Consider the following 26723-nt stretch of genomic DNA (forward strand, 5'->3'; position numbering starts at 1 on the left):
AAAGGCGGCCTTCCATGTCCTCGATCACCCTGCGATTCCTCGCAGAACCCAGCACCGTCAACTTCGGCGGCAAGGTCCACGGCGGCACGGTCATGAAGTGGATCGACGAGGCCGGCTACGCCTGCGCGACCAGCTGGGCCAAGCGCTACTGCGTCACCGCCTTCATCGGCAGCATCCGCTTCCACCGCCCGATCATGATCGGCGACCTGGTCGAGGTGGAGGCCCGCCTGGCCTACACGGGCAACACCAGCATGAACATCTCGGTGGAGGTGCGCAGCGGCGACATGAAGGGCGGCGTGATGGAGAAGACCACCGAATGCCTGATCGTGTTCGTCTCGGTCGACTCGCACGGCCGGCCGCTGCCGGTGGAGAGCTTCGCGCCCGGCACGCCCGGCGAAATGGCGCTGGCCGAGCGCGCCAAGGCGCACCTGGACGCCAGCCGCGCCGCCGGCGGCACGCCCTGATCGAACTGGCGGTGCGGGCTGTGCCGGCTGCCCAGACTGCAGCCGGCGCGCCACGCGGCTAGGCGGAAAGCTCTAACGGTGGAGGGTCCGGGCGGCTAGAGTCCTGCGCTCGCCCCCTGACTCTTCGCTCCCTTTCCAGGAACATTCCGCCATGGCCTCCTCCTCTTCCGACGACGACAACAACAACGGCAAGTCCTCCGACCGCATCAAGGACTCCGCCCAGCAGATCTGGCTGGCCGGCCTCGGCGCCTTCGCCAAGATGCAGCAGGAAGGCAGCAAGGCCTTCGAGGCGCTGGTCAAGGACGGCGCCGGCATGCAGAAGAAGACCCAGGCGGCCGCCGAGGAAACCCTCGCCCAGGCCCAGCAGCGCATGAGCGGCTTCGCCAGCGAGTTCGGCACCAAGGCCGCCGGCCAGTGGGGCAAGCTGGAGAACATCTTCGAGGAGCGCGTGGCGCGCGCGCTCGAGAAGCTCGGCACCCCGAGCGCCGCCGACATGGCCGCGCTGCAGGCGCGCGTCGAGGCACTCGAAGCGCAGCTGAAAAAGCAGCAGCACGCGCAGGCCGCCGCGCCGCGCAAGACCCCCGCCCGCAAGACGGGCAAGGCCGCCGCGCCGGCCGCCAAGAAGACCCTGCGCCGCAGCAAGGCCGGCTGAGCCCCTGGCCGGCCGCGCCGGACGGCCCGCGTTTGCGGCACTGCACAACGAAAACTGTGTCGCAAAACATGTCCCGCACCGTTCATGGTGCGGTGCACATAGGCTAGAGTGTCCCCAAGAGACCACGAGACATACGGGGGCACCGACATGGCAAAGAAGGCGCCACGCCGCACAGCGCAACGCATCCTCGAAGCCGCCTTGGACCTGTTCAACCGCTTCGGGGAACCGAACGTGTCCACCACGCTGGTGGCGGGCGAACTCAATATCAGCCCCGGCAATCTCTACTACCACTACCCGGCCAAGGAAGAGCTGATCAACAAGCTCTACGAAGGCTACGAGGCCGAGCTCAACGAGTTGCTGCACGCCAGCGAGGGCGTGAACGACGTGGAGGACGCGTGGTTCTTCATGCACACGCTGTTCGAGCTGATCTGGCGCTACCGCTTCCTGTACCGCGACCTCAACGACCTGCTCAGCAAGAACCGGCGCCTGGAGACGCAGTTCCAGCTGGTGCTGAAGAACAAGGCCCGCGCCATCCGCCAGCTGATTGCCGGGCTGAGCCGCGCCGGCCACCTCGAGATCGACGTGCACGAGGTCGACACGCTCGCCCAGAGCATGGTCGTCGTGCTGACCTACTGGCTGAGCTACGAGTACGTGCGCAACCCGCGCGAGGCGCTGGAGCCCGCGCATGCGCAGGGCGCGCTGATGCGCGGCGCCCACCACACGCTGCACCAGCTCGCCCCCTACCTCGAGCGCGAGCAGCGCCGGCATCTGCTGACACTGAGCCACGCCTACAACGGTGAAGATGCCGGCCAGAACAGCAGCGGCAACGGCAACGGCAACGGCAGCAACAACGCGAAACCACCTGTCGACATGGCGGTCTAGACACATGCCCCACCCCGACTTCAAACCGCTCTCGCTGATGTCCGCCCACCCGGTTGTCGCCAACGCGGACCCGTGGACACCCTTCCCCTGGTCCGACGTGCCCCGTTACGACGCCCGCAGCGTGGCCTCTCACTGGCCGCGCCTGCATGCCGGCCACGACCTGCCGGTGCCGCCCGAGAGCTCGGCGCTGGCCGAAGGCTGGGCGCTGTACCACAGCGGCGAGTTCGAGCGCGCCGCCACCGTCGGCCTGCTGCACGGCGCCGAAGGGCTGGCGCTGGCCAACCAGTCGACCGCCGTCTACGCCAACTACCTGGAGCCGCGCGAGGCCGTGCGGCTCGCGATGTTCCGCCAGGTGATCGAGCGCGCGGGCGCGCAGGCCGCGGCCGAACCCGAGAACTGCCAGGCGCTGTACTGGCAGGCCTATGCGCTGGGGCGCTACAGCCAGGGCATCAGCGTGGCGCGCGCGCTGGCGCAGGGGCTGGGCAGCAAGCTCAAGGGCGCGCTGGAACGCGTGATCGAGCTGCAGCCGCGGCACGCCGACGCGCACCTCGCGCTGGCCTCGTTCCACGCCGAAGTCATCGACAAGGTGGGCGCGCTGGTCGGGCGCATGACCTACGGCGTGCGGGCGGAAACGTCGATCGACCTGTTCGAGCGCGGGCTCGAGCTGCACCCGCATTCCGCCGCCGGCATGATGGAATTCGCCCGCGCGCTGCTGATGCTGCACGGCGATTCGCTGATGGGCGACGCAACCAGGCTCTATGAGCGGGCGGCGGCGCTGAAGCCGGCGGACGCGCGGGAGCGGCTGGACGTGGAGCTGGCGCGCGCCGGGCTGAAAGACTGAAGGGCTGAAAGCGCGAAGGGTCGACCTGGTACCGGCGTGTACCGCGCGATTTAAGATGCGCGGTCTGCGTTTTCATTTCCGTTTTTCTCTCATCCGACTGCCATGTCCGACCTCAACGCCCCATTCGAAGCCGCCCAGGCCAACTCCAAGCTGCTCGCCGAGCGCCCCGACAACCCGACACTGCTGAAGATCTACGGCCTCTTCAAGCAGGCCACCGAAGGCGACAACACCGCCAAGAGGCCCAGCTTCAGCGACATCGTCGCGCGCGCCAAGTGGGACGCGTGGACGGCGCAAAAAGGCGCGAGCGCCGACGAGGCCAAGCAGAAGTACATCGACCTGATCGAGTCGCTGCGCGCAGGCTAGGCTCTCCCCCAAGCTGCGCGCACGCCGTGTCGCTGCGCCAACGCCCTTCCGGGGGCGGCACCTGCGGCCCGGCAGAGCCGGCTCCGTGGTGTCTCACGACGCAGAGCCCACGATCCCGCGCGCATGCAGCGCGGCGATCTGCTGCGCGCTCAAGCCGATTTCCTTCAGCACCGCGTCGGTGTCCGCCCCCAGCGCCGGCGCGTTGTACCGGTGGCTGGCCGGCGTGAGCGACAGCTTGGGCACGAAGCCGGGCACCGCGAGCGCGCTGCCGTCGGGCATGCGCAACTGCTGCAGCATGCCGCGCGCGGCGTAGTGCGGGTCGGCCGCGATGTCGGCAATGGAATAGATCCGCCCGGCCGGCACGTGCGCCGCGTCCAGCGCGGCCAGCACCTCCTCGACCGTGCGCTGCGCGGCCCAGTCGCCGATGGCGGCATCGAGCATTTCCACCTGCGCCACCCGTCCCGTGTTGCCCGCCAGCGCCGGGTCGGCCGCGAGGTCGGGCCGGCCGATGCATTCCATCAGGCGGCGAAAGATGCTGTCGCCGTTGCCCGCGACGATGGCGTGGCCGCCGTCCGCGCAGCGGTAGGCGTTGGTGGGCGCAATGCCCGGCAGCGCGCTGCCCGCGGCCTCCCTCACCGCGCCGAACTCGCCGTACTCCGGCAGCAGGCTTTCCATGCAGTTGAAGACCGCCTCGTAGAGCGCCACGTCGATCACCTGCCCCTTGCCCTTCGGATGCTCGGCGCTCACGGTCGCATGGCGGTGCTGCATCGCCATCAGCACGCCGATCACGCCGTGCAATGACGCCAGCGTGTCGCCGATCGACACGCCCACGCGCACCGGCACGCGGCCCGGCTCGCCCATGAGGTGGCGCAGCCCGCCCATGGCCTCGGCCACCACGCCGAAGCCGGGGCGGTCGCGGTAGGGCCCGGTCTGGCCGTAGCCGCTGATGCGCAGCATCACCAGCCCCGGGTTGGCGGCCAGCAGCGCGTCGGGGCCCAGGCCCCAGCCTTCCATGGCGCCGGGGCGGAAGTTCTCGACCAGCACGTCGGCCTCGGCCGCCAGCTGCCGCACGATGGCCTGTGCCTCGGGCTGGCGCAGGTCGAGCGCCAGCGAACGCTTGTTGCGCGACTGCACCTGCCACCACACCGAGGTGCCGTCCTTCAGCAGCCGCCAGGTGCGCAGCGGGTCGCCCGTGCCGGGCGGCTCGATCTTGATGACTTCGGCGCCGAAGTCGCCCAGCGTGCGCGCCGCGAAAGGCCCGGCAATGAGCTGTCCGAGTTCGACGACCTTGAGGCCGGCCAGCGGACCGGCCGCCGGGGAAGAAGAGCTTGTCGTTGTCATGGCGCCCGAGTGTGCCGTGCCCGCGCGCCGCCCTCGCGGCGCCGGGGTGGGCGGGAAAACACCTATGAATTCTTGACCGCGCAATTTCGCCGCCTGCCGCAGCGCAGCAATTGCCGCCCTCATGCGCTCTTCCCCCGAGGAGAAAGAGGTTTGCTGCAGCGCAATGCAGGCCGCCGGGCGCGCCGGCGCGGCCCGCGTCGAAGTCAAAAAAGTATCGGTTTCGCGGCCCATCTCTGGTTGTTGGCGCCGGGAGCGATTCGTACAGTCCGCCCCATGCAACCCGACCTGGAAATCGTCGAAGTCCGCGGTGACGAATCGTTCACCTGCTGGGCGCACGGCTACCCGTACCGCACGGTGCGCTGGCACTTCCACCCGGAGTACGAGATCCAGCTGATCGTGGAAACCCAGGGCGTGTATTTCGTGGGCGACCACGTCGGCCACTTCGAGCCCGGCAACCTCGTGCTGATGGGCCCCGACCTGCCGCACAACTGGATCAGCGACGTGCCCGCCGGCCAGAGCGTGGAGCGGCGCGGCATCGTGATCCAGTTCCCGGCCGCGCTGGTGCAGCACATGTCCGCCAGCTTTCCCGAGTTCCAGCACATCGCGCCGCTGCTGGCCGAATCGGGCTCGGGCCTGCTGTTCTCGGCGCAGACCGCCGCGGCCGCCAAGCCGATCATGGAATCGCTGCTGGAGGCGCGCGGCCTGCGCCGCGTGATCCTGCTGCTGTCGCTGCTCGAGCTGCTGGCCGGCGGCCACGACCGCCAGCGCCTGGCGAGCCCGGCGTTCCGGCCCGACCCGAAGGCCTTCATGTCGCACGCCATCAACAACGTGCTGGCGCACATCACGGCCAACCTGGCCGACGACCTGCGCGAGCCGATGCTGGCCGAGCTGGTGGGCCAGAGCCCGAGCGCGTTCTCGCGCGCCTTTCGCAAGCACACGGGCCAGTCGTTCGTGCGCTACGTGAACCGGCTGCGCATCAGCCGCGCCTGCGAGCTGCTCACCAACAGCGAGAAGCCGGTGCTCGACGTCTGCATGGACGTGGGCTTCAACAACGTGTCGAACTTCAACCGGCAGTTCCTGCTGCACAAGCGCATGCCGCCGACCAAGTTCCGCAACTTCCACCGCATGCAGGCCGCCGCCTCGCGTGCCGCCAGCCCGCCGTAGCAGGGCCCGTCGCGTTCCCCCGTGCCGCTTGCGGCGCGGCGCTCCGGGCGCCGCGCGGGGTGGAGCTTTGCCAGCGTTTGTTCCGCGTTCTTCCACACAGAGACAACCCCCAGGAGACAGCCACCATGACGACACTTCTCAAGGCCATCGCCATCACCGCCGCGCTGGTCTGCGGCGCATCCGCCGCGCAGGCGCAGGCACCGAAGCAGCCGCTGCGCATCGGCATGACCTTCCAGGAACTCAACAACCCCTACTTCGTGACCATGAAGCAGGCGCTGGAGGAGGCCGCCGCCAGCATCGGCGCCACGGTGGTCACCACCGACGCGCGGCACGACGTGGCCAAGCAGATCGGCGATGTGGAAGACATGATCCAGAAGAAGGTCGACATCCTGCTGCTGAACCCGACCGACTCCACCGGCGTGCAGTCGGCCGTGCGCTCGGCCAAGAAGGCGGGCCTGGTGGTGGTGGCGGTGGACGCCAATGCGCAGGGCCCGGTCGACTCCTTCGTGGGCTCGAAGAACACCGACGCGGGCCGCCTGGCCTGCGAGTACCTGGCCAAAAGCATCGGCGAGAAGGGCGACGTGGCCATCCTCGACGGCATTCCGGTGGTGCCGATCCTGGAGCGCGTGAAGGGCTGCCGCGAGGCACTGGCCAGGTACCCCGGCATCAAGGTGGTGAGCACGCAGAACGGCAAGCAGGAGCGCGCCACCGCGCTCACCGTGACCGAGAACATCCTGCAGGCCAACAAGGACCTGAAGGGCGTGTTCAGCGTGAACGACGGGGGCGCGATGGGCGCGCTCGCGGCCATCGAAGCGAGCGGCAAGGACGTGAAGCTCACCAGCGTGGACGGCGCGCCCGAGGCCATCAAGGCCATGCAGAAGCCGGGCTCCAAGTTCATCGCCACCACCGCACAGTACCCGCGCGACCAGATCCGCCTGGCCATCGGCATCGCGCTGGCGAAGAAGTGGGGCGCCAACGTGCCGGCCGCGGTGCCGGTCGACGTGAAGCTGATCGACGCCGAAGGCGCGAAGACCTTCACCTGGTGAGCCGCGGCACACGTTGCACACACGGCAGCAGACCACCATGAACGACACCGCCGAAATGCTGCGGCTCGAAGGCGTCTCCAAGCGCTTTCCCGGTGTGAAGGCGCTCTCGGGCATCGACCTCTCGATCCGCAAGGGCGAGGTGCACGCGCTGCTCGGCGAGAACGGCGCGGGCAAGTCGACGCTGATGAAGATCCTCGGCGGCATCTACCGGGCCGACGAGGGCCGCATCTTCATCGACGGCAGCGAGCGCAGCTTCGCGGGCTACAGCGACGCCATCGCGGCGGGGGTGGGCATCATCTTCCAGGAGTTCAGCCTCATCCCGCACCTGAACGCGGTGGAGAACATCTTCCTGGGGCGCTACCTGAAGAACCGCTTCGGCCTGATGGACACGGCCGCGATGAAGCGCTCGGCGCAACAGCTCTTCGACGAGCTGGGCGTGCGGATCGACCTTGGCGTGCCGATCTGCCAGCTCTCGGTGGCGCAGCAGCAGTTCGTGGAAATCGGCAAGGCGCTGTCGCTGAAGGCGCGGCTGCTGGTGCTCGACGAGCCGACCGCCACGCTCACGCCGAACGAGGCGGGGCACCTGTTCAAGATCATGCGGGAGCTGCGCGCCAAGGGCGTGGCGATGATCTTCATCTCGCACCACCTCGACGAGATCTTCGAGGTGTGCGACCGCATCAGCGTGCTGCGCGACGGCGCCAACGCGGGGCATGCGGAGGTCGGCGCGACCGACGTCGACGCGCTGGTCGAGATGATGGTGGGGCGGCGCATCGAGCAGAACTTTCCGCCCAAGCCGGTGCCCGCGCCTCATGCGGTCCACGCGCGCAAGCTGCTGGAGGTGCCGCACATCCAGCTCGCGAAGGGCGGGCCGGTGAACGCCTTCGAACTGCACGAAGGCGAGATCCTCGGCTTCGCCGGCCTCGTGGGCTCGGGCCGCACCGAGCTGGCGCTGGGCATGATGGGCGCCGACCGCGCCCACCGCAAGACGGTGCTGCGCAACGGCAGGCCCGTGCGCCTGAACGACCCGACGCAGGCACTCGAAGCCGGCATCGGCCTGCTGCCCGAAAGCCGAAAGGCCGAGGGGCTCATCACCGACTTCACGATCCGCTTCAACATCTCGCTGAACAACCTCGCCCGGCACCGCAGCGCCGGGCTGGTGAGCCAGGCGTCGGAGAAGCAGGCGGCCGGCGAACTGTCGCGCCGCGTGGGCGTGAAGGCGCCGGGCGTGGAGACGCGCGTGGCCACGCTGTCGGGCGGCAACCAGCAGAAGGTGGTGATCGCGCGCTGGCTCGGCCACGACTGCGAGGTGCTGATCTTCGACGAGCCCACGCGCGGCATCGACGTGGGCGCCAAGGCCGAGATCTACGGCCTCATGCGCGAGCTCACGCGCCAGGGCAAGGCCATCCTGATGATCTCCAGCGAGCTGCCCGAGATCGTGGGCATGTGCGACCGCGTCGCGGTGTTCTCGGGCGGCGCCATCGTGGCGACGCTGGAGGGCGACGCCATCAACGCGGGCGACATCATGCGCCACGCCACGTCAACCTCCATCACCTCCGGGAGCTTGCAATGAACGCAACCGCCACCCATCCCGTGCCGCCGGCGCCCGCCGGCGGGCTCTTCACCCGGCTGCGCCGCTCCACGGCCTTTCTTCCGCTGGTCGGACTGGTCGCGATCTCGGTCTTCATGATCGTGGCGACCGACAACTTTCTGTCATGGGGCAACCTGCAGAACATTGCGCTGCAGTCGTCGATCAACGCGATCATCGCGGTGGGCATGACGGCCGCCATCCTCACCGGCGGCATCGACCTGTCGGTGGGCGCGGTGGTGGCGCTGTCGGGCACGCTGGCCTCGGGGCTGATGGTGCAGTTCGGCCTGCCGCCGGTGCTCGCGGTGCCGCTCGGGCTGGCGGTGGGCGTGGTGATCGGCCTGTTCAACGGCTACTGCGTGGCCTGCCTGCGCATGCCGCCGATCATCGTGACGCTGGCCACCATGGGCATCGCGCGCGGCATTGCGCTGATCTACACCGGCGGCTACCCGATCGACGGCCTGCCCGAGTCGTTCGCCTTCCTGGGCGGCGGCGTGCTCGCGGGCATCAAGGTGCCGATCCTCATCATGCTGGCGACCTACCTCGTGGCCTACGTGCTGCTGAACATGGCGCCGTTCGGGCGCTATGTGTATGCCATCGGCGGCAACGAGGAGGCCACGCGGCTGTCGGGCGTGCGGGTGTCGCGCTACAAGCTGCTGGTGTATGCGCTGAGCGGGCTGACCGCCGCCGTCGCGGGCATCGTGCAGGCCTCGCGCGTGACCAGCGGACAGCCCGGCGTGGGCGTGGGCTTCGAGCTCGACGCCATCGCGGCGGTGGTGATGGGCGGCACCTCGATCGCGGGCGGCCGCGGCGCCATCGTGGGCACGCTGGTGGGCGCGCTGCTGCTGGGCGTGCTGAACAACGGTCTCAACATGATCGGCGTGTCGCCGTACCTGCAACTGATCATCAAGGGCGCGATCGTGCTGCTGGCCATCTTCATCAGCCGCGAGGCCAAGCGCTGAGCCTCTTCGTCGCCTGTCTTGCTCCTTCCCCTCCGGGGGAAGGCTGGGATGGGGGCAGGCAGAGCGTGCCCAACGGTGACGCCGCTTGCCCCCACCCCTGCCCTCCCCCAGAGGGAGAGGGAGCCCACACCGACACCAACACCAACACCCTCTTCGACCACAAGGAACCCATGTCTTATCAAAAGCTCCAGCCCGGCGCATCGGGCGCCATCGCTGAACTCGCCGCCATGCAGGCCGTCGTCTGCCACGGCCCCAAGGACTACCGGCTCGAAACCGTCGCCCTGCCCGCCATCGGCCCGAACGAGCTGCTGATCTCCATCGCCGCCTGCGGCATCTGCGCCTCCGACTGCAAGTGCCACTCGGGCGCGAAGATGTTCTGGGGCGGCGACGGCCAGCCCTCGTGGGTCAAGGCGCCGGTCATCCCCGGCCATGAATTCTTCGGCTACGTCGAGGCGCTCGGCGAAGGCGCGGCGGAACACTTCGGCGTGGAGAAAGGCGACCGCGTGATCGCCGAGCAGATCGTGCCCTGCGGCAAGTGCCGCTTCTGCACCACCGGCAAGTACTGGATGTGCGAGGTGCACAACATCTTCGGCTTCCAGCGCGTCGTGGCCGACGGCGGCATGGCCGACTTCATGCGGCTGCCGTCCACCTCGCGCGTGCACAAAATCCCCGACGGCATCCCGCTGGAAGACGCGGCCATCATCGAGCCGCTCGCCTGCGCGATCCACACCGTGAACCGCGGCGACATCCAGCTCGACGACGTGGTGGTGATCGCCGGCGCCGGCCCGCTGGGCCTGATGATGGTGCAGGTGGCCGCGCTGAAGACGCCGAAGAAGCTGATCGTGATCGACCTCGTGCCCGAGCGCCTCGCGCTGGCGAAGCAGTACGGCGCCGACGTCGTCGTCAACCCGAAGACCGAGGATGCCGGCGCCGTCGTCAAGGGCCTGACCGAAGGCTACGGCTGCGACGTGTACATCGAGACCACGGGCGCGCCCATCGGCGTGACGCAGGGCCTGGACATGATCCGCCGGCTCGGGCGTTTCGTGGAGTTCAGCGTGTTCGGCGCGGAAACCAGCGCCGACTGGTCGATCATCGGCGACCGCAAGGAGCTCGACGTGCGCGGCGCGCACCTCGGTCCCTACTGCTACCCCATCGCCATCGACCTGCTGGCGCGCGGCCTCGCCACCTCGAAGGGCATCGTCACGCACGACTTCCCGCTGACCGAATGGGAGCGCGCCTTCGCGCTGGCAAACTCGCTGGATTCCATCAAGGTGCTGCTCAAGCCGCAGCCCCGATCCTGAGAGACGACACCCATGAAATACGTGATCGGCGTCGACATCGGCACGCAGAGCACCAAGTGCCTGCTGGTCGGCATCGACGGCAAGGTGCATTCGCAACGCAGCGTGGCCTACCAGCCCGAAACCCCCAAGCCCCTGTGGGCGCAGCAGGACTGCGCGGTGTGGTTCGACGCGGTGTGCGAGAGCGTGCGCGCCTGCGTGGCGGCCAGCGGCGTGGCCCCGGCCGACATCGCGGCGATGTGCGTGAGCAGCCTGTACGGCGGCGCGGGCATTCCGGTCGATGAAGCGATGCAGCCGCTGCACCCCTGCCTGATCTGGATGGACCGCCGCGCCACCGACGAAGTGGCCTGGGTGAACGCGAACGTCGACGTGCCGCGGCTCGAGGCCATCACCGGCAACGGCGTGGACAGCTACCACGGCTTCACCAAGATCCTGTGGGTGCGCGAGCACCTGCCGCGGGTGTGGGAGAACACGCGCCACTTCCTGCCGCCGAACAGCTACATCAACTGGCGGCTCACGGGCGAGCTCGCGGTGGACCACAGTTCGGCCGGAAACATCGGCGGCGTGTACGACGCGCAGCGGCGCCAGTGGTCCGGCGAGGCGATGGGCATGCTCGGCATTCCGGCGCGCATGATGCCGCCGCGCCTCGTGGAGTCGAGCGACGTGGTCGGCGGGCTGAGCGCCGAATGGGCCGAGAAGCTGGGCCTTGCCGAAGGCATGCCGCTGATGGCGGGCGGCGTCGATGCGGCGGTGGCCACCTTCTGCGCGGGCGTCACCGGCAGCGGCGACCACGTCGCGATGATCGGCACCAGCATGTGCTGGGGCTTCGTGAGCCCGACGGTCGATGCGCGGCACCGGCTCATCACCATGCCGCACGTGTACCGCGGCGCCGACCGCAGCTATGTGTTCGGCGGCGCGATCACCGCGGGCGCGGCCATCACATGGTTCCGCGAAGCCTTCTGCCAGGCCGAGGTGGCCGAGGCCGCGCGCACCGGCGAGGACGCGCACGCGCTCATCGAGCGCAAGGCCGTCGACGTGCCGCCGGGCGCGCAGGGCCTGGTGTTCCTGCCCTACCTGATGGGCGAGCGCAGCCCCATCTGGGACGCGCAGGCCAAGGGCGCGTTCATCGGCCTGTCGCTCGCGCACAGCCGCGCGCACCTGTACCGCGCGGTGCTCGAAGGCGTGAGCTTCGCGCTGCAGCACAACATCGAGGCGGGGCGGCAAAGCGGCCAGCCGCTGGACGACCGGCTCATCGTGGTCGGCGGCGCGGCGCACTCCGACCTGTGGATGCAGATCGTGGCCGACATCACGGGCTACCCGGTGTTCACCATCGAGGAAGAGGTCGAGGCGGCACTCGGCGCGGCCATGCTCGCCGCGCTGGGCGCGGGGCTGGTCGATGCGGCGACGGCCGAGCGCGGCTGGGTCACGCTGGTGGAACGCGCGCGGCCCGAACCCGCGGCGCAGGCGGTGTACCGCGAGCGCTTCGAGATCTACAAGTCGCTTTATCCGGCGTTGCGCGATGCGATGCATCGGCTGAAGTGAATGGCTGCGCCCCGAGCACGAACGCCCATCGCGATGCATTCGACATGACAACCTCCTTCGACTTCTCCAACAAACGAGCGCTGGTGACGGGCGCAAGCAGCGGCATCGGCCGCGCGGTGGCCGCGCGCCTGGCGCAGGCCGGCGCGCAGGTCACGGCCGTGGGCCGCAACGCCGCGGCGCTGGCGGCCCTGCACATGGAAGCCGGCTGCACGCCGCTGGTGCTCGATGTGGCCGACACAGGCGCGCTGGAAATCGCACTGGCGGCATTGCCCGCATTCGACCTCGTGGTGAATTGCGCAGGCATCGCATTGCTCGAGCCGGCCGTCGACCTGCGGGCCGACAACTTCGACGCCGTGATGGCCGTGAACGCGCGCGCCGCGGCGCTCGTGGCCTCGCGCTGCGGCAAGGCAATGATCGCGGCCGGCGTGCGCGGCAGCATCGTCAACGTGTCGAGCCAGGCCGCGCTGGTGGCGCTCGACGCGCACCTTTGCTATTGCGCGTCGAAGGCCGCGATGGACGCGATCACGCGCTCGCTGTGCCTGGAGTTCGGGCCGCATGGCATCCGCGTGAACAGCGTGAACCCGACCGTCACGCTCACGCCGATGGCCGAGCAGGCCTGGGCCGATCCAGACAAGAGCGCCGCGGCCATCCGCGGGATTCCGCTGGGCCGCTTCGCGCAGGTCGAGGAAGTGGTGGCGCCGGTCCTGTTCCTGCTGAGCGACGGCGCGTCGATGGTGAGCGGCGTGGCGCTGCCGGTGGACGGCGGCTACACGATCGCCTGAACGCTGCGGTGCCCGGTCGGGTCAGGTCAGGTCAGGCGAGGCGGGTGCCGCCGCGCCGGGATTCGAGCATCGCGTCGAGGTTGCGCGTGATCTTCTGCTCGATCATTTCGCTGAAGCTGCTGAACAGGAAGCCCAGCGTCGCGTCGAGCTTGAAGGTGCTCTCGGTGACCTCGACGGTGCCGTCGATGCCGGCGCGGGTGAAGGTGGCCACGTCGAGGCCGTCGCCCTGGGTGTAGACGCATTCGAGGCCGAACTCCTGTTCGGCCTGCTGGATCCATTTGTGCGCGACGGCGCGCGCGCCGGCAATGCCCAGCGTGTGGTTGCGTTCGATGTGGATGTCAGGCACCGTGATCTCCGATTTTGTGTTCCGGGCTGGAATGGGTTTGCAGGACGCCGCTGGCCGCCTGGAGCGCGCTGCGGCGCTGCGCATCGGTCGGCAGCGCGGCAATGCGCTTGACTGCAGTGTAAAAGCGCGGCCAGTCGCGGCCTTCGCGGTCGAACAGCGCCTCGAAGCCGGGCACCATGTCGTCGTAGGCGCCCTGCGCGCCGAACGCCGCGTTGTTGGCGCGCGCCACCCAGGCGTCGTAGGCGTTCTGGCGCGGGCCGCTCCAGGCGGCCTTGAGCTTCTGGTAGCGATCGCGGAAGTCGGCCATGGCGGCCTGCTTCATGGCTTCGACCCTGGTCCAGTCCTCGGCCTTGGCTTCGGGCGACTCGTAGACCTTCGTGAGCGCGCGGCGGGTGTCCAGCGCGAGCGCCCGGAAGTCCTGCCGCTGGCCGTCGAACTGTGCGTACTCGCGCCGCGCCGGCTCGCCGGCCTCGCGCTGCAGCCACATCGCGCCGCCGATGCGCTCGACCGCGGTGGCGTACGACTCGTTGAACACCGTGTCGCCGGCCACGTAGAGCACCTGGTGCGCGAGTTCGTGGAACACGAGGCGCGCCAGCTCGCCTTCGGGGTAGCCGATGAAGGTGGACAGCAGCGGATCGCCGCCGGCCCAGTTCATCCAGCCGAGCGTGGAGTACGCGGGCACGGGGTACACGGCCACTTCCATGCCGTTCGTCTTCTGCGTTTCGGCTTCGGCCTTGGCCGCCGCCTCGTCGTAGTAGCCGCGGTAGCCCACGCAACCCGCCACCGGGAAGCACCAGCTCTTCAGCGTGAGCGAGTACGGCGGCGCGGCCACCACGTTCCACACGGCGGCGGCACGGTGCAGGTCGGCGTACGACTTGTAGCTGGGGTTGTCGGGCAGGCCCAGCTGCGACGAGGCGAAGGCGCGGATGCGCTGCGTGAGTTCGAGCTTGGCCTTCAGCGCCGCCGACACGGCCGGGTCGGCCAGCCACTCGGGCACGGGCTTGGCCGCCCGCATGATGCCGATGTGGCCGCTGGCCGACTGCCAGTAGTAGCCCAGGTCGGCGCAGCCGCCCAGCAACAGCGGGCCGGCCAGCGCGAGGGCTGAAAGAAGCCTCACGCCTTCTCGACCTCGACCAGGCAGTCGTAGAAGGTCGGGCCGCGGCCGATGTCGGTCAGGCGCTGGCTGGTCAGCTCGTTGACGTTGGTGCCGTCCATGCCGAGCTTGCGCCACCAGATGCCCATGCCGTGCACCACGCCCTGGCGCGCGCGGCGCGACACCTCGGCGCGGCAGCGGTGCTCGCCGCGCTTGTTGAACACGCGCACGAGCGAGCCGTCCTCGATGCCGCGGGCGGCGGCGTCTTCCGCGTGGATCTCCAGCAGCGGCTCCACCTCGATGGCGCGCAGGCTGGTCACATTCACGAAGGTCGAGTTGAGGAAGTTGCGCGCCGGCGGCGAGATCATGGCCAGCGGGAACTCGGTCGAGCTGCCGGCCGGCTCCCAGTTGGGCACGTGGTCGGGCACGCCGTTCATGCCCATGGCCTCCAGCCGGGCGCTGAAGAATTCGCAGCGGCCCGAAGGCGTGGGGAACTTGCCTTCGGCGAACGGGGCCTCGGGCAGCTTCACGCTGGTGAAGCCCTGTTCCAGCAACTGGGGAAAGTCGATGGCGTTCTCGGCGAAGGCGGTGCGGCACAGCGCCTCGTCGGAATCGGAGAAGCAGGGCTCGGTGAAGCCCATGCGGCGCGCCAGTTCGCGGAACACCCAGGCGTTGCTGCGGGCCTCGCCGCGCGGCGCCACGGCCGGGCGGTTCAGCAGCACGTCGGTGTGGCCGTAGCTGCAGTGGATGTCCCAGTGCTCCAGCTGCGTGGTGGCGGGCAGCAGGTAGTCGGCGTAGTCGGCGGTGTCGGTGCGGAACTGCTCCAGCACCACGGTGAACAGGTCTTCGCGCGCGAAGCCCGCCGCCACCTTGGCCGACTCGGGCGCCACGGCCACCGGGTTGCTGTTGTAGACCACGATGGCCTTCACCGGGTGGGCGGTGTCCAGCAGCGCGTCGCCGATGGTGCTCATGTTGATGGTGCGCGGCCGGCGCCCGGCCAGCAGGTCGGGGCGCTGCAACGCGGCGCGGTCCACCGGGTAATGGCCCGAGCTGCTCAGCAGCAGGCCGCCCGCGCGGTCGCGCCAGGCGCCCACCAGCGCCGGCAGGCAGGCGATGGCGCGCGCCGCGTTGCCGCCGCCGCGCACGCGCTGCATGCCGTAGTTCAGGCGGATGGCCGCCGGCTTGGTGGTGCCGTAGGCCTGGGCCAGCGCCACGATCTGCGCTTCGGGAATGCCGCAGACCTCTGCCGCGCGCGACGGCGGCCACTGCAGCGCGCGCTCGCGCAGCTGCTCCCAGCCCAGCGTGTAGCTGGCGATGTAGTCGTGGTCGAGCCAGTCGTGCACGATGAGCTCGTGCATCAGCGCCAGCGCCAGCGCGGCGTCGGTGCCGGGCAGCAGCGCGACGTGCTCGTCGCACTTGTCGGCGGTTTCGGTGCGGCGCGGGTCGATGCACACCAGCCGCGCGCCGGCGCGTTTGGCGGCCTGGGCGTGGCGCCAGAAATGCAGGTTGCTGGCGATCGAGTTGCTGCCCCAGATCAGGATCAGCTTGGCCTCGGCGAAGAACTCGATCCGCATGCCGACCTTGGCGCCCAGCGTGTAGACCATGGCCTCGCCGCCGGCCATGGAGCAGATGGTGCGGTCCAGCAGGGTGGCGCCCAGCTTGTGGAAAAAACGACGGTCCATCGACTCGCCCTGCACCAGACCCATGGTTCCCGCATAGCTGTAGGGGACAATGTCTTCGGGTTTTCCCTGTAATACTTCAAGATGCCTGGCGATGTCGTCCAGCGCGTCGTCCCAGCTCACCGGCTCGAACTGGCCGGAACCCTTGGGGCCGACGCGCTTGAGTGGCTGTACCAGCCTTTCGGCATGGTCGTTGCGCTCGATGTAGCGCGACACCTTGGTGCACAGCACTCCCCCGGTATGCGAATGCGCGGCATTGCCCTGCAGCTTCACGGCCACCCCGTCCTTGACGGTGGTGACCAGGGCGCAGGTGTCCGGGCAGTCGTGGGGGCAGGCGCCCAGCACCGTGGAAACGGTGGCGGGCAGGGGTGCTTCTTCGAGCAGGGAATCCGGTGCGTGGGGCATCGGGCAAGTCTAATTTGTGCGCGAGACAGCGCGCGGGAGGGGGTTTTGAACATGACGATGAATCGACGACATTTTTCTTTGGCCGCAGGCGCGGCGGCGCTGGGCGGCTTCGGCATCGCCCGCGCGCAGGGCGACACGCCACTGGTGCTCGGCCAGTCGGCGCCTTTCACCGGCCCGGCGGCACAGCTGGGCGTGCAGTTCCACCAGGGCGCCAAGCTGTTCCTGGACCAGTACAACGCCCAGCCGGGCCGCCGCAACGTGGTGATCAAGAACCTCGACGACGGCTACGAGCCCGACCGCTGCGCGGCCAATACGCAGAAGCTCATCGACGAGGACGTGTTCGCGCTGTTCGGCTACGTCGGCACGCCGACCAGCCTGGCCGCGCTGCCGCTGGCGGTGAAGGACCGGGTGCCGTTCATCGCCCCGCTCACCGGCGCGATGTCGCTGCGCGAGCCGTTCCAGAAGAACGTGTTCCACCTGCGCGCCTCGTACAACGACGAGACGGCGCTGATGGTCAAGCAACTCACCCACCTGGGCCTGAAGAAGATCGCGGTCTTCTATCAGAACGACGCCTACGGCAAGGCCGGCCTCGACGGCGTGACGCAGGCGCTCGAGCAGCAGCAGCTCAAGCCGGTGGCGCTGGGCACGGTGGAGCGCAACTCGTCCGACGTGGCCCAGGCGGTGAAGAACATCATGGACGCGCGGCCCGACGCCGTGGTGCAAGTGGGTGCTTACAAGGCCTGCGCCACGTTCATCCGCGAGGCGCGCAAGGCCGGCTTCGGCGGCACCTTCTTCAACCTGTCGTTCGTGGGCACGCAGGCGCTGTCGGACGAGCTGGGCAAGGACGCCTCGGGCGTGATGGTGACGCAGGTGATGCCGTCGCCCTTCAACCCCGCCAACGCGCTGGCGCGCGAGTTCACCGAGGCGGTGCGCAAGGCCGGCAACGGCGCCACCGCCAATTTCTCGGGCATCGAAGGCTACCTGGCCGCCAAGGTGCTGACCGAAGGCCTGCGCAAGGCGCCGGGCAAGCCCACGCGCGAGAGCCTGATCGCCGGACTGGAAAGCATCGACCGCCAGCCGTTCGGCGGGTTCGAGGTGTCGTTCTCGCCGAAGAGCCACGTGGCGTCGAAGTTCGTGGAACTGTCGATGCTCACTGGCGACGGCAAGGTCCGGACCTGAAGACCTGAAAATCTGAAGACCGAGGAACGGACCCGCAAAAGGTCCGGGTCTCGGGATGCGATCAGGCGGCGGTGCCGCTCAGGCCGTTCACGGCCTGGAACATCGCCTGCCTCGCCTGGCTGACGATCTGCCCGCGCCAGGCGTCGGTGTCCGTGTAGAACGCCTCCAGCATCCGCGCCCGGATGCCGTCGGCCAGGTCGGCCGGCGCCTGCGGGTGCTTGTGCAGCCAGTGGTCGGCGCGCAATGCGCCGGTCACCTCCAGGATGGGCAGCGTGCCGTATTCGAGCGCGATGCCGGTGTACTCGGCCTGCGGGCACTCTTCGTACACCGAGTCCCACATCAGCCCGCGCAGCAGCGCCGAGGTGGAAGAACCGTCGTAGATCGAGGTCACCGGCGCCGCCGGCGTACCCCACCACGCGTTGGCGCGGCCATAGGCGGTCTTGTCGTCCTTGCCGGCGTAGATGCGCTCGCCCAGGCCGTTCGGCCCGAGCCCCGTGTGCAGGTCGATCCAGGCGATGCGCCGGGCGCGGCCCGCGTGCCGGCGCAGCACGCCGCGAATGGTCTTGTTGCTCCAGGTCGGCGCCTTGCCGCCGAAGAACAGGCCGTCGTCGAACTGGTACTGCCCGCTGGTCACGGCCGCCTGGTAGGCGGTGGCGCCGTGCCTGTCGATCCACTTGGCCACGCCCGCCTGGTTCTCGGGCGTGGGCGGCCAGGTGGCGGGCAGCAGCAGCTCGTGCAGCTTGGCGTAGGGCTCGTTCACCGGTACCGGCTTCGAGAAGTCGATGAAGTTGCGATTCAGGTCGACGTTCTCGTGCGTCACGCGCCGGCCGTGCGAAAAGCCGTGCGGGTTGAGCGCGTGCACGTACAGCACCGCCACGCCCTGTGCCCTGGCCTTCTCGCGCCATTCGGCGTCGTGCAGCGCGAACACCTGCACGCCGCTGCCGCAATGGCCCTCCACGCCGTGGCAGGCGCTGGTGACCACCAGCAGGTTGTCGGCATCGGCGTTGCCGTCGAGCGCGACGTCCATCGACAGTTCCTCGCCGTCGCGCCCCTTGAGCGGGTGCGCATGCGGTTCGACCGTGAGGCCGGCGCTCACGCAGCCCTGCAGGAACTTCTGGCGCGCCTGGGCGTAGCGCGAAGAAAAGGCCTCGGCGATTCCGATCATCTGGCGATCACCTCGCTACGGATTAGGGACCAGGGACTGCGAACTCTGCGACTCGGCGAACAACGCGCCGGTCAGCCGGCCGCGCCGGGCTTGAGGAACTGCTCGGCAATCTGCACCCAGCAGGTCGCGCCCAGCGGGATCAGGTCGTCGTTGAAGTCGTAGCTCGCGTTGTGCAGCGTGCACGGGCCTTCGCCGTGGTGCACGTCGCGGTGCGCGCCGTCGCCGTTGCCGATGAAGGCATAGGCGCCGGGCTTGGCCTGCAGCATGAAGGCGAAGTCTTCCGAGGTCATGGCGGCCTCCTGCCTGAGCACGTTGTCGGGGCCGACGATCTCGCCCATCACGCGGCGCGCGAAGTCGGCCTCAGCCTCGGTGTTGATGGTCGGCGGGTAGTAGCGCTCGAAGCGGAAGTCGCAGGTGGCGTCGTGCGCCGCGCAGATGTGCTCCGAGATCTGCTTCATCTTCGCCTCGATCATGTCGAGCACTTCCAGCGAGAAGGTGCGCACCGTGCCCGTCAGCTCGCAGTTGTCGGGAATCACGTTGTTGGTTTCGCCCGCGTGGATGGTGGTGACCGAGATCACGGCCGAATCGGTCGGCTTCATCTTGCGCGTGAGGATGGTCTGGAACGCCTGCACGATCTCGCAGGCGATCGGCACCGGGTCGACGCCGGTCTGCGGCAGCGCGGCGTGACCGCCCTTGCCGATCACGTTCACGTGGAACTTGTTGCCCGAGGCCATCACCGGCCCGGGGCTCACGGCGAACTGGCCGGCCTTCATGCCGGGCCAGTTGTGCATGCCGAACACGGCGTCCATGGGGAACTGCTCGAAGAGCCCTTCCTTGATCATCTCGCGCGCGCCGCCGCCGCCCTCTTCCGCCGGCTGGAAGATCAGGTAGACGGTACCGTCGAAGTTGCGGTTCTTCGCCAGGTGCTGCGCGGCCGCCAGCAGCATGGCGGTGTGGCCGTCGTGCCCGCAGGCGTGCATCTTGCCGTGGTGCTGGCTGGCGTGGGCGAAGGTGTTGAGCTCGGTGACGGGCAGCGCGTCCATGTCGGCGCGCAGGCCCACGGCGCGGTGGCCGGTGCCGTTCTTGATGATGCCCACCACGCCGGTGGTGCCCAGGCCGCGGTGAATGGGAATGCCCCATTCGGTGAGCTTGCCTGCCACCACGTCGGCGGTGCGGACTTCTTCGAAGCAGAGTTCGGGATGGGCGTGGAGGTCACGTCGGACGGCGGCGATGCCGGCCGCCTGCGTGACGAGCGAATCGATGAGTTTCATGTTTCACAGTCTAGGCTTTGCCACGACACCCGCAAAGACCGTGCCGGGTAATTCCTACTCCTGCGCTCTCCTGCGCCCGCCCCCAAGCTGCGCGCGTTTCGTGTCGCTTCGCTCCCCCCTGCCGGGGGCAGCACCTGCGCCCCCGCAAAGCCGGTCGCGCGGTGTTCCTCCCCAAAAGATTCAGCGCCCGATGCTCTTCAGGTAGTCCGCGCGCGCGGCCAGCGCGGTGTCGGTGAAGTCGGTGAACACGCCGTCCACGCCGAGCTTGTAGTACACGCCGTATTCGTTCCTGCCGTCCTTGTTGTAGTCGGCCGCCAGGCGGCGCGACTCGTTGCGGAAGGTGAAGGGGTGCACGAACAGGCCGGCCTTGTGCGCGTCGGCGATCAGCGAGGTGGGCGCGGTGGAGGTGGCGTCGGCGTCGTTGATCTTGCCGTCCTTGTTCACGTCCACCGGCTTGCCGTCGGCGCCGATCGTGCCCTTGATGCTCACGATGTAGCGCTTCCACGGCCCGATGCCGTCGGCATAGGTCTTGATCTCGGCCAGCCCCGCGGGCGTGACCATGGCGTCGAAGTTGCGCTTGTCGCCGGCCTTGGTCCAGTCGTAGGGGCGGTCGCTGGGCACGGCGAAGGTCACGGCGCCGGTCTTCAGGTCGACGCTGTCGCCGTCGATCAGCTGGATGAGCCGGGTGTTCAGGCCCTTGCTCTTCATGTACTTCAGGCTGCCCGGCTCGAACGACTGCACATAGATGGGCGCGGTCTTGCTGTTCCAGCCGGCGGCGTTGATGGCGGCGATCATCTTGTCTTCCAGCGGCAGGCCCAGGTCGCGGAAGTAGGTCGGGTTCTTCGATTCGGGATAGATCGCGATGGTGCGGCCGGTTTCCTTCGACTTGGCCTTGGCGAAGTCGATGATCTCCTGGAAGGTGACGATCTTGTACTTGCCGTTGAATTCCTGCGGCCGCTCGGCGTCGGTCGAGATGCCGCCCAGCGTCCTGATCTCGGCCAGCGTGAAGTCGTTGCTGAACCAGCCGGTCTGGGTCTCGCCGTCGACCTTGATGGTCTTCTTGCGCGAGGCGAAGCGCGGGTGCCTGGCCACGTCGGTGCTGATGGCCAGGTTGGGGTCGTGGCGGGCGATGAGCACGCCGTCCTTGGTGGAGACCAGGTCCATCTCGATGACGTCGGCGCCGAGCTCGATGGCGCGCGTGTAGGCCTCGAGGGTTTCCTCCGGCAGGTAGCCCGAGGCGCCCCGGTGGGCGATGACCAGCGGCGGCTTGCCGTCGAGCGTCATCGGCTTGTTGGTGGAACCGGTGGGGCCGCTGGTGCTGCAAGCCGCAACACAAAGGACGGTGGTGGCCGCCAGGGCGAATTGAAGGGTGCGCATGGTCTTGGGCTCTCCATCCAAAAGAAGCGCAGGGTACCCGCTGCGCGTGACAGCCGCGACTCGCGCGCACACGCGGCGCGGACTTCCGGGAGAATGCGCCGCATGCTCCATACGCTTTCACCCCAAAGCCTTCTGATGGCCCAGACCCTGGTGCGCATGAACACCGTCAGTGCCAACAGCAACCTCCAACTGATCGACTTCGCACAGAGCCACCTCGCGGGCCTGGGCGTGAAAAGCCGCATCACCTACAACGCCGAGCGCACCAAGGCGAACCTGTTCGCCACGCTGGGCGAAGGCAAGCCGGCCGGCGTGATCGTCTCGGGCCACACCGACACGGTGCCCTGGGACGGCCAGGACTGGAGCGTCGACCCGCTCTCCGCCGTGGTGCAGAACGAACGCCTGTACGGGCGCGGCTCGGCCGACATGAAGAGCTTCATCGCCATTGCGCTGTCGAACGCCCACCGCTTCCTGGAAAGCGACTCGCCCTTCGCGGTGCACTTCGCCTTCAGCTACGAGGAAGAGATCGGCTGCTTCGGCGTGAAGGAGCTCATTGCCGACATGCGCGAAGCCGGCATCAAGCCGCTGGCCTGCATCGTGGGCGAGCCCACCAGCATGGTGCCGGCCATCGCGCACAAGGGCGTGTACCGCTACAAGTGCTGCGTGCGCGGCAAGGAAGCGCATTCGTCGCTCACGCCGAAGTCGGTCAACGCCATCGAGATGGCGGCCCGGGTGATCGGCAAGGTGCGCGACATGGCCGAGGACTTCGAGCGCAGCGAGCCGCGCTACGAAGGCTTCGACGTGCCCTTCAGCACCGCCAGCGTGGGCCAGTTCCACGGCGGCATCGCCGACAACGTGGTGCCGCGCGACGCCGAATTCCGCTACGAATTCCGCGACCTGCCCACCGCCGACGCCAAGCGCATGCAGGCCGACGTGGTGGCCTACGCGGGCAGCCTGGAGCCGGCCATGAAGAAGGTCGCGCAGGACACCGGCTTCCAGTTCGAGACCATCTGCGAGATCCCCAGCTTCCTGGGCTCCGCCGACGACCCCATCACGCTGCTGGCGCAGCGCCTGGCCAGCGAAGACCGCACCACGCTGGTGGCCTTCGGCACCGAAGCGGGCCTGTTCAAGAACGCCGGCATCCCCACCGTGGTGTGCGGCCCCGGCAGCATCGAGCAGGCGCACCAGCCCGACGAGTTCGTGAGCCTCGAGCAGCTCGCGCGCTGCGAGCTGTTCATGGAGCGCCTGGCGTCCAGCCCCACCATCGGTTGAGATTGGCCGAAGGCAACGACGCACTGCAGCGCATGAAGCGCGTCGCGCTCGGCCTGCTGTGCGGCGCGGCGCTGCTCTATGCGCTGGCCAGCGCGCTGCACGCGCAGCATCCGGCCTGGGGCTACGTGGCGGCCTTTGCCGAGGCCGCCATGGTCGGCGCCATTGCCGACTGGTTCGCGGTGGTGGCGCTGTTTCGCCATCCGCTGGGCCTGCCGATTCCGCACACGGCCATCATCCCCAGCAACAAGGACCGCATCGGCGCCAAGCTCGCCGGCTTCATCTGCGACAACTTCCTGAGCACCGCGCAGGTGCTCGACAAGGTGCGCCAGTTCGACACCGCCGGGCGCATTGCCGGCTGGCTCGCGCGCCCCGCCAGCGGCCAGAAGCTCGGCGAATGGGGCGTGGCCGCCACGCGCTACGGCCTCTCGGCCTTCGACGACGAACGCGTGCGCGACTTCATGGGCCGCGCCGCCGCGGCGGGCCTGCAGAAGATCGACCTGTCGCGCCTCACCGGCCAGGCACTCGACGCGCTCACGGCCGGCGGGCGCCACCAGGCGCTGCTCGACGACGTGCTGCAGCAGGTGGCCGGGCTGCTCGAGGGCGACGAGCTGCAGGCGCACATCACCGAGGCCATTGCGCGCGAGATCAAGACGCTGCGCTACGTGGGCCTGGACCAGGTGGCGGCCAAGCTGGCCACGCGCAAGATCGTGGCCGCCGTGGCGCGCACCATCGGCGAGCTGGCGGCCGAGCCCGACCACCCCATGCGCAAGCGCTTCGACCATTTCGTGGACGACTTCGTGGTGCGCCTGAAGCTCGACCCCGAGTTCCAGCAGCGCGGCGAGCAGATCCGCGCCGAGCTCATCGCGCACCCCGCGCTGGGCGACTACCTGCACGGGCTGTGGGGCGAGCTGCTGGCCTGGCTGCACGACGACCTGGGCCGCGGCGACTCCACCATCCGCCAGCGCATCGCGTCGATGGCCGGCGCGCTGGGCACGCGGCTGCAGGGCGACGAGGCCATCCGCCGCTGGATCAACGAGCAGGTCGAGGCCGCCGCGCCGCTGGCCATCGAGCGCTACCGCGAGGACATCCGCCGCTACATCGAGGAGCGCGTGGGCGAGTGGAACGCACAGGAGATGACGGTGGAGCTGGAGCGCCACATCGGGCGCGACCTGCAGTTCATCCGCATCAACGGCACGCTGGTGGGCGGGCTGGTGGGGCTGCTGATCCACGCCGTCACGCAGCTGCTGCGCGGCTGACCCGCCGGCCGGACGACGGCCCGCGCAGGCCCGGGTAATCCACAGCGGACGAAAGTCCGCATCGTGTCCCCCGAGAGACTTCAGGGCCGCGGCCTCCTCCTAGACTGCTTCGCGCACCCAGCATCAACAGAAGAGGAGACACGCACCATGCCCCGTCGAAGCCTTCGCGCGAACCTGCAAGCGAGCCTGCAAGCGAACCTGCGAGCCGCCGCGCTGACCGCCACCCTCACCCTGCTGGCCGCCTGCAGCAGCCTCTCGCCACCGCCCACGCGGCCCGCCGCGTGGGCCGCGCCCAAGGTGCTGGTGGCGCCCTCGTCCTTCGCCGGCGTGCACGGCCTGGCCATCGACGCCAAGGGCCGCCTGCTCGCGGGCTCGGTGCTGGGCAACACGCTGTGGGAGGTCGACCGCAGCACCGGCGCGGCCAAGGTGCTCGTCGATGCGCCCGAAGGCCAGGCCGACGACATCGCCGTGGGCCCCAAGGGCGAGCTGGCGTGGACCAACTACCTCATGGGCATGCTGCGCTACCGCGAGAACGACGGCGCGCCGCTGCAGGTGCTCGCCAAGGACCTGCCCGGCCTCAACTCGCTCGACTTCGACCGCCGCAACGGCAAGCTCTACGCCTCGCAGGTGTTCCTGGGCGACGCGCTCTGGGAAATCGACCGCGCGGGCCAGAAGCCGCCGCGGCTCATCAAGAAGGACATGGGCGGCTTCAACGGCTTCGAGGTCGGGCCCGACGGCCTGCTCTACGGCCCGCTGTGGTTCAAGGGGCAGGTGGTGAAGATCGATCCGGCGAACGGCAACATGACCGTGATCGCCGACGGCTTCAAGATTCCGGCCGCGGCCAACCTCGACGGCAAGGGCAACCTCTGGGTGGTCGATGCGCGCAGCGGCGAACTGGTCAAGGTGGACCTGGCCACCGGCCGCAAGACCGTGGCCAAGCAGCTGCGGCCCTCGCTCGACAACCTGGCCATCGCCAAGGACACGCCCGACGGCACCATCTACGTGTCCAACATGGCCAACAACGAGGTGCAGGCCTTCAACCCCGCCACCGGCGAGCTGCGCACGCTCACCAGCGGCAAGGTGGCGGTGCCGGCCGGCATGAAGATCGACGGCAACGACCTCTGGGTGGCCGACGTGTTCGGCTTCCGCCAGGTCGACGTGCGCACGGGCGAGGTGCGCGACGTGTTCCGCATGCAGCGCGAGCCCGAGCTCGACTACCCGTTCGCGGTCGGCCTGTCGCCCCGGTTGTTCGCGCTGACCTCGTGGTTCACCGGCACGGTGCAGCTGGTGGACCGCCAGACGCTGAAGACCGTGGAAATCGTGCACGGCCTGAAGGCCCCGTTCGACGCCATTCCCATGCCCGACGGCAGCCTGGTCTACGCGGAGATCGCCACCGGCAGCATCACGCGCGCCAGCGGTCCGAAGTTTGCCCAGAAGTCGGTGCTTGCCAGCGGCCTGAACGGCCCGGTGCAGATGGTCATCGGGCAGGACGGCGCGCTCTACGTGACCGAGGCGGCCGGCAAGCTGCTGCGCATTCCGCTGGACGCCAGCGCGCCGCTGCGCACCGTGGCCGACGGGCTCGCCCTGCCCGAGGGCCTGGCGCAGACGCCGTGGGGCAGCTTCATCGTGGCCGAGAGCGCGGCGCGCCGACTGGTCGAGATCGACCCCGCCACCGGCAGCCGCCGCACGGTGGCCGAGAACCTGCCGATCGGCCTCGCCCCCGGGCCCGGCCTGCCGCCGCCGTACGTGGTCACGGGCGTGGCCGTGGGCCGCGACGGCACGGTCTACATGAGCGCCGACAAGAACAATGCGATATATCGGATTCGCGCCGTAAGGTAGGGTAACAAGAAGTGTAATTACCTGTTTACTTTTTAAAACAAACATTACAGACTGGCCGGGACGCCCTGCGGTGTCCCGGCTGCAATCCGGCCGTCGGGGGTCCGCGAAGCGTTCTTTCTCGAAAGGAAAACGCATGACTCCGCTCGTCGTAGGCCAGTTGCTGTCGCCCGAGTACACCCCGGGCATGGTGGCGCTCTCCTTCCTCATCTCCTTCGCGGGCTCGCTGGTCGCCCTCATCTGCGCCGGGCGCATGGTCGGCCCCGACGGCAAGCCCAACCTGGCCATCGTGGCCTGCGCCGCGGTGGCGCTCGGCGGCATCGGCATCTGGTCGATGCACTTCATCGGCATGCTGGCGTACCGCCTGCCGATCGCCATCTCGTACAACATTCCGCTCACCGTGGTGTCGCTGGTGGCGGCCATCCTGATCTCGGGCATCGCGCTGTACATGGCGGGCGGCCAAAGCCGGTTCAGCCGCTCGGGCTGGCTGGGCGGCAGCCTGCTGGCCGGTGCCGGCGTGTGCGTGATGCACTACATGGGCATGTTCGCGATGAACATGCGCGCCTCGATGGACTTCGACCTCGCGCGCGTCGCCCTGTCGGTGGTGATTGCCGTGAGCGCGGCCGCGGCGGCGCTGTGGCTGGCCTTCAACCTGCGCAAGTTCACGCACAAGGTGGCCGCGGCCGCCGTGATGGGCGTGGCCGTGTGCACCATGCACTACGTGGGCATGAGCGCGGCCGGCATGGTGTGCACCGCCGCCGCGCCGATCGACGCGCTGGCCATCGGCGGCAGCTCGATGGGGCTCACGGTGTTCGGCACGGCCGGCGCGGTGCTGATCTTCATCTACTGGGTGGTCACGGGCAGCAGCCTGGACACCACGCCGGCCGCGGGCGTGCGCCGCCCCCACACCAGCTAATTGGCACAA

At 69.0% G+C, this 26723-nt stretch carries 24 protein-coding genes; 17 read left to right on the forward strand and 7 right to left on the reverse strand.

Annotation, left to right across the window (positions count from 1 at the left end):
* Window positions 1–14 precede the first annotated feature (14 nt).
* From BM013_RS13065 to BM013_RS13085, 5 genes are all read left to right on the forward strand, one after another.
* Entirely contained in the window at window positions 15–464 is a 450-nt protein-coding gene (locus BM013_RS13065) for an acyl-CoA thioesterase (RefSeq protein WP_093127552.1), read from the forward strand.
* Between the two features lie 151 nt (window positions 465–615).
* Complete coding sequence (locus tag BM013_RS13070; RefSeq protein ID WP_093127555.1) at window positions 616–1116, forward strand: phasin family protein; 501 nt, start codon at window positions 616–618, stop codon at window positions 1114–1116.
* Between the two features lie 147 nt (window positions 1117–1263).
* A complete protein-coding gene (locus BM013_RS13075; RefSeq protein ID WP_093127557.1) occupies window positions 1264–1998 on the forward strand; it encodes a TetR/AcrR family transcriptional regulator in 735 nt (244 codons plus the stop codon).
* Between the two features lie 4 nt (window positions 1999–2002).
* Window positions 2003–2839: a tetratricopeptide repeat protein gene (locus tag BM013_RS13080; protein WP_177225470.1), complete on the forward strand. Its 837-nt coding sequence runs from the start codon at window positions 2003–2005 to the stop codon at window positions 2837–2839.
* A 102-nt stretch (window positions 2840–2941) separates the two neighbouring features.
* Complete coding sequence (locus BM013_RS13085; protein WP_093127560.1) at window positions 2942–3202, forward strand: acyl-CoA-binding protein; 261 nt, start codon at window positions 2942–2944, stop codon at window positions 3200–3202.
* A gap of 93 nt (window positions 3203–3295) precedes the next feature.
* On the opposite strand, the gene BM013_RS13090 is transcribed toward BM013_RS13085, so the two are convergent.
* Window positions 3296–4543, reverse strand: coding sequence for a CaiB/BaiF CoA transferase family protein (locus BM013_RS13090; RefSeq protein ID WP_093127563.1), 1248 nt, complete (start codon window positions 4541–4543; stop codon window positions 3296–3298).
* A 273-nt stretch (window positions 4544–4816) separates the two neighbouring features.
* On the opposite strand from BM013_RS13090, the gene BM013_RS13095 reads away from it, so the two are divergent.
* The 7 genes from BM013_RS13095 (at window position 4817) to BM013_RS13125 (ending at window position 12922) form a co-directional block, all read left to right on the forward strand.
* Window positions 4817–5707 carry a helix-turn-helix domain-containing protein gene (locus BM013_RS13095; protein ID WP_093127566.1) on the forward strand — a complete coding sequence of 297 codons (891 nt, stop codon included), beginning with the start codon at window positions 4817–4819 and terminating at the stop codon, window positions 5705–5707.
* Window positions 5708–5832: 125 nt separating this feature from the next.
* Window positions 5833–6753, forward strand: a complete 921-nt coding sequence (locus BM013_RS13100) for an ABC transporter substrate-binding protein (protein WP_093127569.1) — start codon at window positions 5833–5835, stop codon at window positions 6751–6753.
* A 37-nt stretch (window positions 6754–6790) separates the two neighbouring features.
* Window positions 6791–8323 (forward strand): sugar ABC transporter ATP-binding protein, encoded by a 1533-nt coding sequence (locus BM013_RS13105; RefSeq protein WP_093128102.1) that lies wholly within the window; start codon window positions 6791–6793, stop codon window positions 8321–8323.
* The gene (locus tag BM013_RS13110) at window positions 8320–9300 is read left to right on the forward strand and encodes an ABC transporter permease (protein WP_093127571.1); all 981 of its coding nucleotides are present in this window, start codon (window positions 8320–8322) and stop codon (window positions 9298–9300) included. The genes BM013_RS13105 and BM013_RS13110 overlap by 4 nt, the downstream gene beginning before the upstream one ends.
* Before the next feature lie 170 nt (window positions 9301–9470).
* Window positions 9471–10601 carry an alcohol dehydrogenase catalytic domain-containing protein gene (locus tag BM013_RS13115; protein ID WP_093127574.1) on the forward strand — a complete coding sequence of 377 codons (1131 nt, stop codon included), beginning with the start codon at window positions 9471–9473 and terminating at the stop codon, window positions 10599–10601.
* Window positions 10602–10613: 12 nt separating this feature from the next.
* The gene (locus BM013_RS13120) at window positions 10614–12140 is read left to right on the forward strand and encodes an FGGY-family carbohydrate kinase (protein WP_093127576.1); all 1527 of its coding nucleotides are present in this window, start codon (window positions 10614–10616) and stop codon (window positions 12138–12140) included.
* A gap of 44 nt (window positions 12141–12184) precedes the next feature.
* The gene (locus BM013_RS13125) at window positions 12185–12922 is read left to right on the forward strand and encodes an SDR family oxidoreductase (protein WP_093127579.1); all 738 of its coding nucleotides are present in this window, start codon (window positions 12185–12187) and stop codon (window positions 12920–12922) included.
* 31 nt (window positions 12923–12953) lie between these two features.
* On the opposite strand, the gene BM013_RS13130 is transcribed toward BM013_RS13125, so the two are convergent.
* From BM013_RS13130 to BM013_RS13140, 3 genes are read right to left on the reverse strand one after another with little or no spacing between them, the layout of a single operon-like run.
* The gene (locus BM013_RS13130) at window positions 12954–13268 is read right to left on the reverse strand and encodes a polyhydroxyalkanoic acid system family protein (protein ID WP_093127581.1); all 315 of its coding nucleotides are present in this window, start codon (window positions 13266–13268) and stop codon (window positions 12954–12956) included.
* Entirely contained in the window at window positions 13261–14385 is a 1125-nt protein-coding gene (locus BM013_RS13135; RefSeq protein WP_093127584.1) for an aminopeptidase, read from the reverse strand. The genes BM013_RS13130 and BM013_RS13135 overlap by 8 nt, the downstream gene beginning before the upstream one ends.
* Window positions 14382–16445 carry a molybdopterin-containing oxidoreductase family protein gene (locus BM013_RS13140; protein WP_093127586.1) on the reverse strand — a complete coding sequence of 688 codons (2064 nt, stop codon included), beginning with the start codon at window positions 16443–16445 and terminating at the stop codon, window positions 14382–14384. Before BM013_RS13140 ends, BM013_RS13135 begins: the two co-directional genes overlap by 4 nt.
* Before the next feature lie 51 nt (window positions 16446–16496).
* On the opposite strand from BM013_RS13140, the gene BM013_RS13145 reads away from it, so the two are divergent.
* Entirely contained in the window at window positions 16497–17624 is a 1128-nt protein-coding gene (locus BM013_RS13145) for an ABC transporter substrate-binding protein (protein WP_093128103.1), read from the forward strand.
* A gap of 61 nt (window positions 17625–17685) precedes the next feature.
* Here BM013_RS13145 and BM013_RS13150 read toward each other — a convergent pair whose 3' ends face one another.
* The 3 genes from BM013_RS13150 to BM013_RS13160 form a co-directional block, all read right to left on the reverse strand.
* On the reverse strand, window positions 17686–18789 hold the full coding sequence (locus BM013_RS13150) for a M14 family metallopeptidase (RefSeq protein WP_093127588.1): 1104 nt from the start codon (window positions 18787–18789) through the stop codon (window positions 17686–17688).
* A gap of 71 nt (window positions 18790–18860) precedes the next feature.
* Window positions 18861–20060: a M20 aminoacylase family protein gene (locus BM013_RS13155; protein ID WP_093127590.1), complete on the reverse strand. Its 1200-nt coding sequence runs from the start codon at window positions 20058–20060 to the stop codon at window positions 18861–18863.
* Between the two features lie 180 nt (window positions 20061–20240).
* Window positions 20241–21437 carry a glycerophosphodiester phosphodiesterase gene (locus tag BM013_RS13160; RefSeq protein ID WP_093127593.1) on the reverse strand — a complete coding sequence of 399 codons (1197 nt, stop codon included), beginning with the start codon at window positions 21435–21437 and terminating at the stop codon, window positions 20241–20243.
* Window positions 21438–21539: 102 nt separating this feature from the next.
* Here BM013_RS13160 and argE point away from each other — a divergent pair, with 102 nt between their 5' ends.
* From argE to BM013_RS13180, 4 genes are all read left to right on the forward strand, one after another.
* Window positions 21540–22706, forward strand: a complete 1167-nt coding sequence (gene argE, locus BM013_RS13165) for an acetylornithine deacetylase (protein WP_093127596.1) — start codon at window positions 21540–21542, stop codon at window positions 22704–22706.
* A gap of 2 nt (window positions 22707–22708) precedes the next feature.
* A complete protein-coding gene (locus tag BM013_RS13170; RefSeq protein ID WP_256221487.1) occupies window positions 22709–23962 on the forward strand; it encodes a DUF445 domain-containing protein in 1254 nt (417 codons plus the stop codon).
* Between the two features lie 147 nt (window positions 23963–24109).
* Complete coding sequence (locus tag BM013_RS13175; RefSeq protein ID WP_093127598.1) at window positions 24110–25801, forward strand: hypothetical protein; 1692 nt, start codon at window positions 24110–24112, stop codon at window positions 25799–25801.
* 133 nt (window positions 25802–25934) lie between these two features.
* A complete protein-coding gene (locus tag BM013_RS13180) occupies window positions 25935–26714 on the forward strand; it encodes an MHYT domain-containing protein (protein ID WP_093127601.1) in 780 nt (259 codons plus the stop codon).
* The last annotated feature ends 9 nt before the right edge of the window (window positions 26715–26723 follow it).

It is taken from the genome of Variovorax sp. OK605 (assembly GCF_900115445.1).
Lineage (GTDB): Bacteria > Pseudomonadota > Gammaproteobacteria > Burkholderiales > Burkholderiaceae_C > Variovorax.

Coding starts and splice junctions, on each gene's coding strand:
- BM013_RS13080 (WP_177225470.1), top strand. CDS start 2,003: ATGCCCCACCCCGACTTCAAACCGCTCTCGCTGATGTCCGCCCACCCG.
- BM013_RS13065 (WP_093127552.1), top strand. CDS start 15: ATGTCCTCGATCACCCTGCGATTCCTCGCAGAACCCAGCACCGTCAAC.
- BM013_RS13180 (WP_093127601.1), top strand. CDS start 25,935: ATGACTCCGCTCGTCGTAGGCCAGTTGCTGTCGCCCGAGTACACCCCG.
- BM013_RS13075 (WP_093127557.1), top strand. CDS start 1,264: ATGGCAAAGAAGGCGCCACGCCGCACAGCGCAACGCATCCTCGAAGCC.
- BM013_RS13115 (WP_093127574.1), top strand. CDS start 9,471: ATGTCTTATCAAAAGCTCCAGCCCGGCGCATCGGGCGCCATCGCTGAA.
- argE (WP_093127596.1), top strand. CDS start 21,540: ATGCTCCATACGCTTTCACCCCAAAGCCTTCTGATGGCCCAGACCCTG.
- BM013_RS13145 (WP_093128103.1), top strand. CDS start 16,497: ATGACGATGAATCGACGACATTTTTCTTTGGCCGCAGGCGCGGCGGCG.
- BM013_RS13160 (WP_093127593.1), bottom strand. CDS start 21,437: ATGCGCACCCTTCAATTCGCCCTGGCGGCCACCACCGTCCTTTGTGTT.
- BM013_RS13120 (WP_093127576.1), top strand. CDS start 10,614: ATGAAATACGTGATCGGCGTCGACATCGGCACGCAGAGCACCAAGTGC.
- BM013_RS13090 (WP_093127563.1), bottom strand. CDS start 4,543: ATGACAACGACAAGCTCTTCTTCCCCGGCGGCCGGTCCGCTGGCCGGC.
- BM013_RS13110 (WP_093127571.1), top strand. CDS start 8,320: ATGAACGCAACCGCCACCCATCCCGTGCCGCCGGCGCCCGCCGGCGGG.
- BM013_RS13100 (WP_093127569.1), top strand. CDS start 5,833: ATGACGACACTTCTCAAGGCCATCGCCATCACCGCCGCGCTGGTCTGC.
- BM013_RS13105 (WP_093128102.1), top strand. CDS start 6,791: ATGAACGACACCGCCGAAATGCTGCGGCTCGAAGGCGTCTCCAAGCGC.
- BM013_RS13125 (WP_093127579.1), top strand. CDS start 12,185: ATGACAACCTCCTTCGACTTCTCCAACAAACGAGCGCTGGTGACGGGC.
- BM013_RS13085 (WP_093127560.1), top strand. CDS start 2,942: ATGTCCGACCTCAACGCCCCATTCGAAGCCGCCCAGGCCAACTCCAAG.
- BM013_RS13175 (WP_093127598.1), top strand. CDS start 24,110: ATGCCCCGTCGAAGCCTTCGCGCGAACCTGCAAGCGAGCCTGCAAGCG.
- BM013_RS13070 (WP_093127555.1), top strand. CDS start 616: ATGGCCTCCTCCTCTTCCGACGACGACAACAACAACGGCAAGTCCTCC.
- BM013_RS13150 (WP_093127588.1), bottom strand. CDS start 18,789: ATGATCGGAATCGCCGAGGCCTTTTCTTCGCGCTACGCCCAGGCGCGC.
- BM013_RS13095 (WP_093127566.1), top strand. CDS start 4,817: ATGCAACCCGACCTGGAAATCGTCGAAGTCCGCGGTGACGAATCGTTC.
- BM013_RS13140 (WP_093127586.1), bottom strand. CDS start 16,445: ATGCCCCACGCACCGGATTCCCTGCTCGAAGAAGCACCCCTGCCCGCC.
- BM013_RS13155 (WP_093127590.1), bottom strand. CDS start 20,060: ATGAAACTCATCGATTCGCTCGTCACGCAGGCGGCCGGCATCGCCGCC.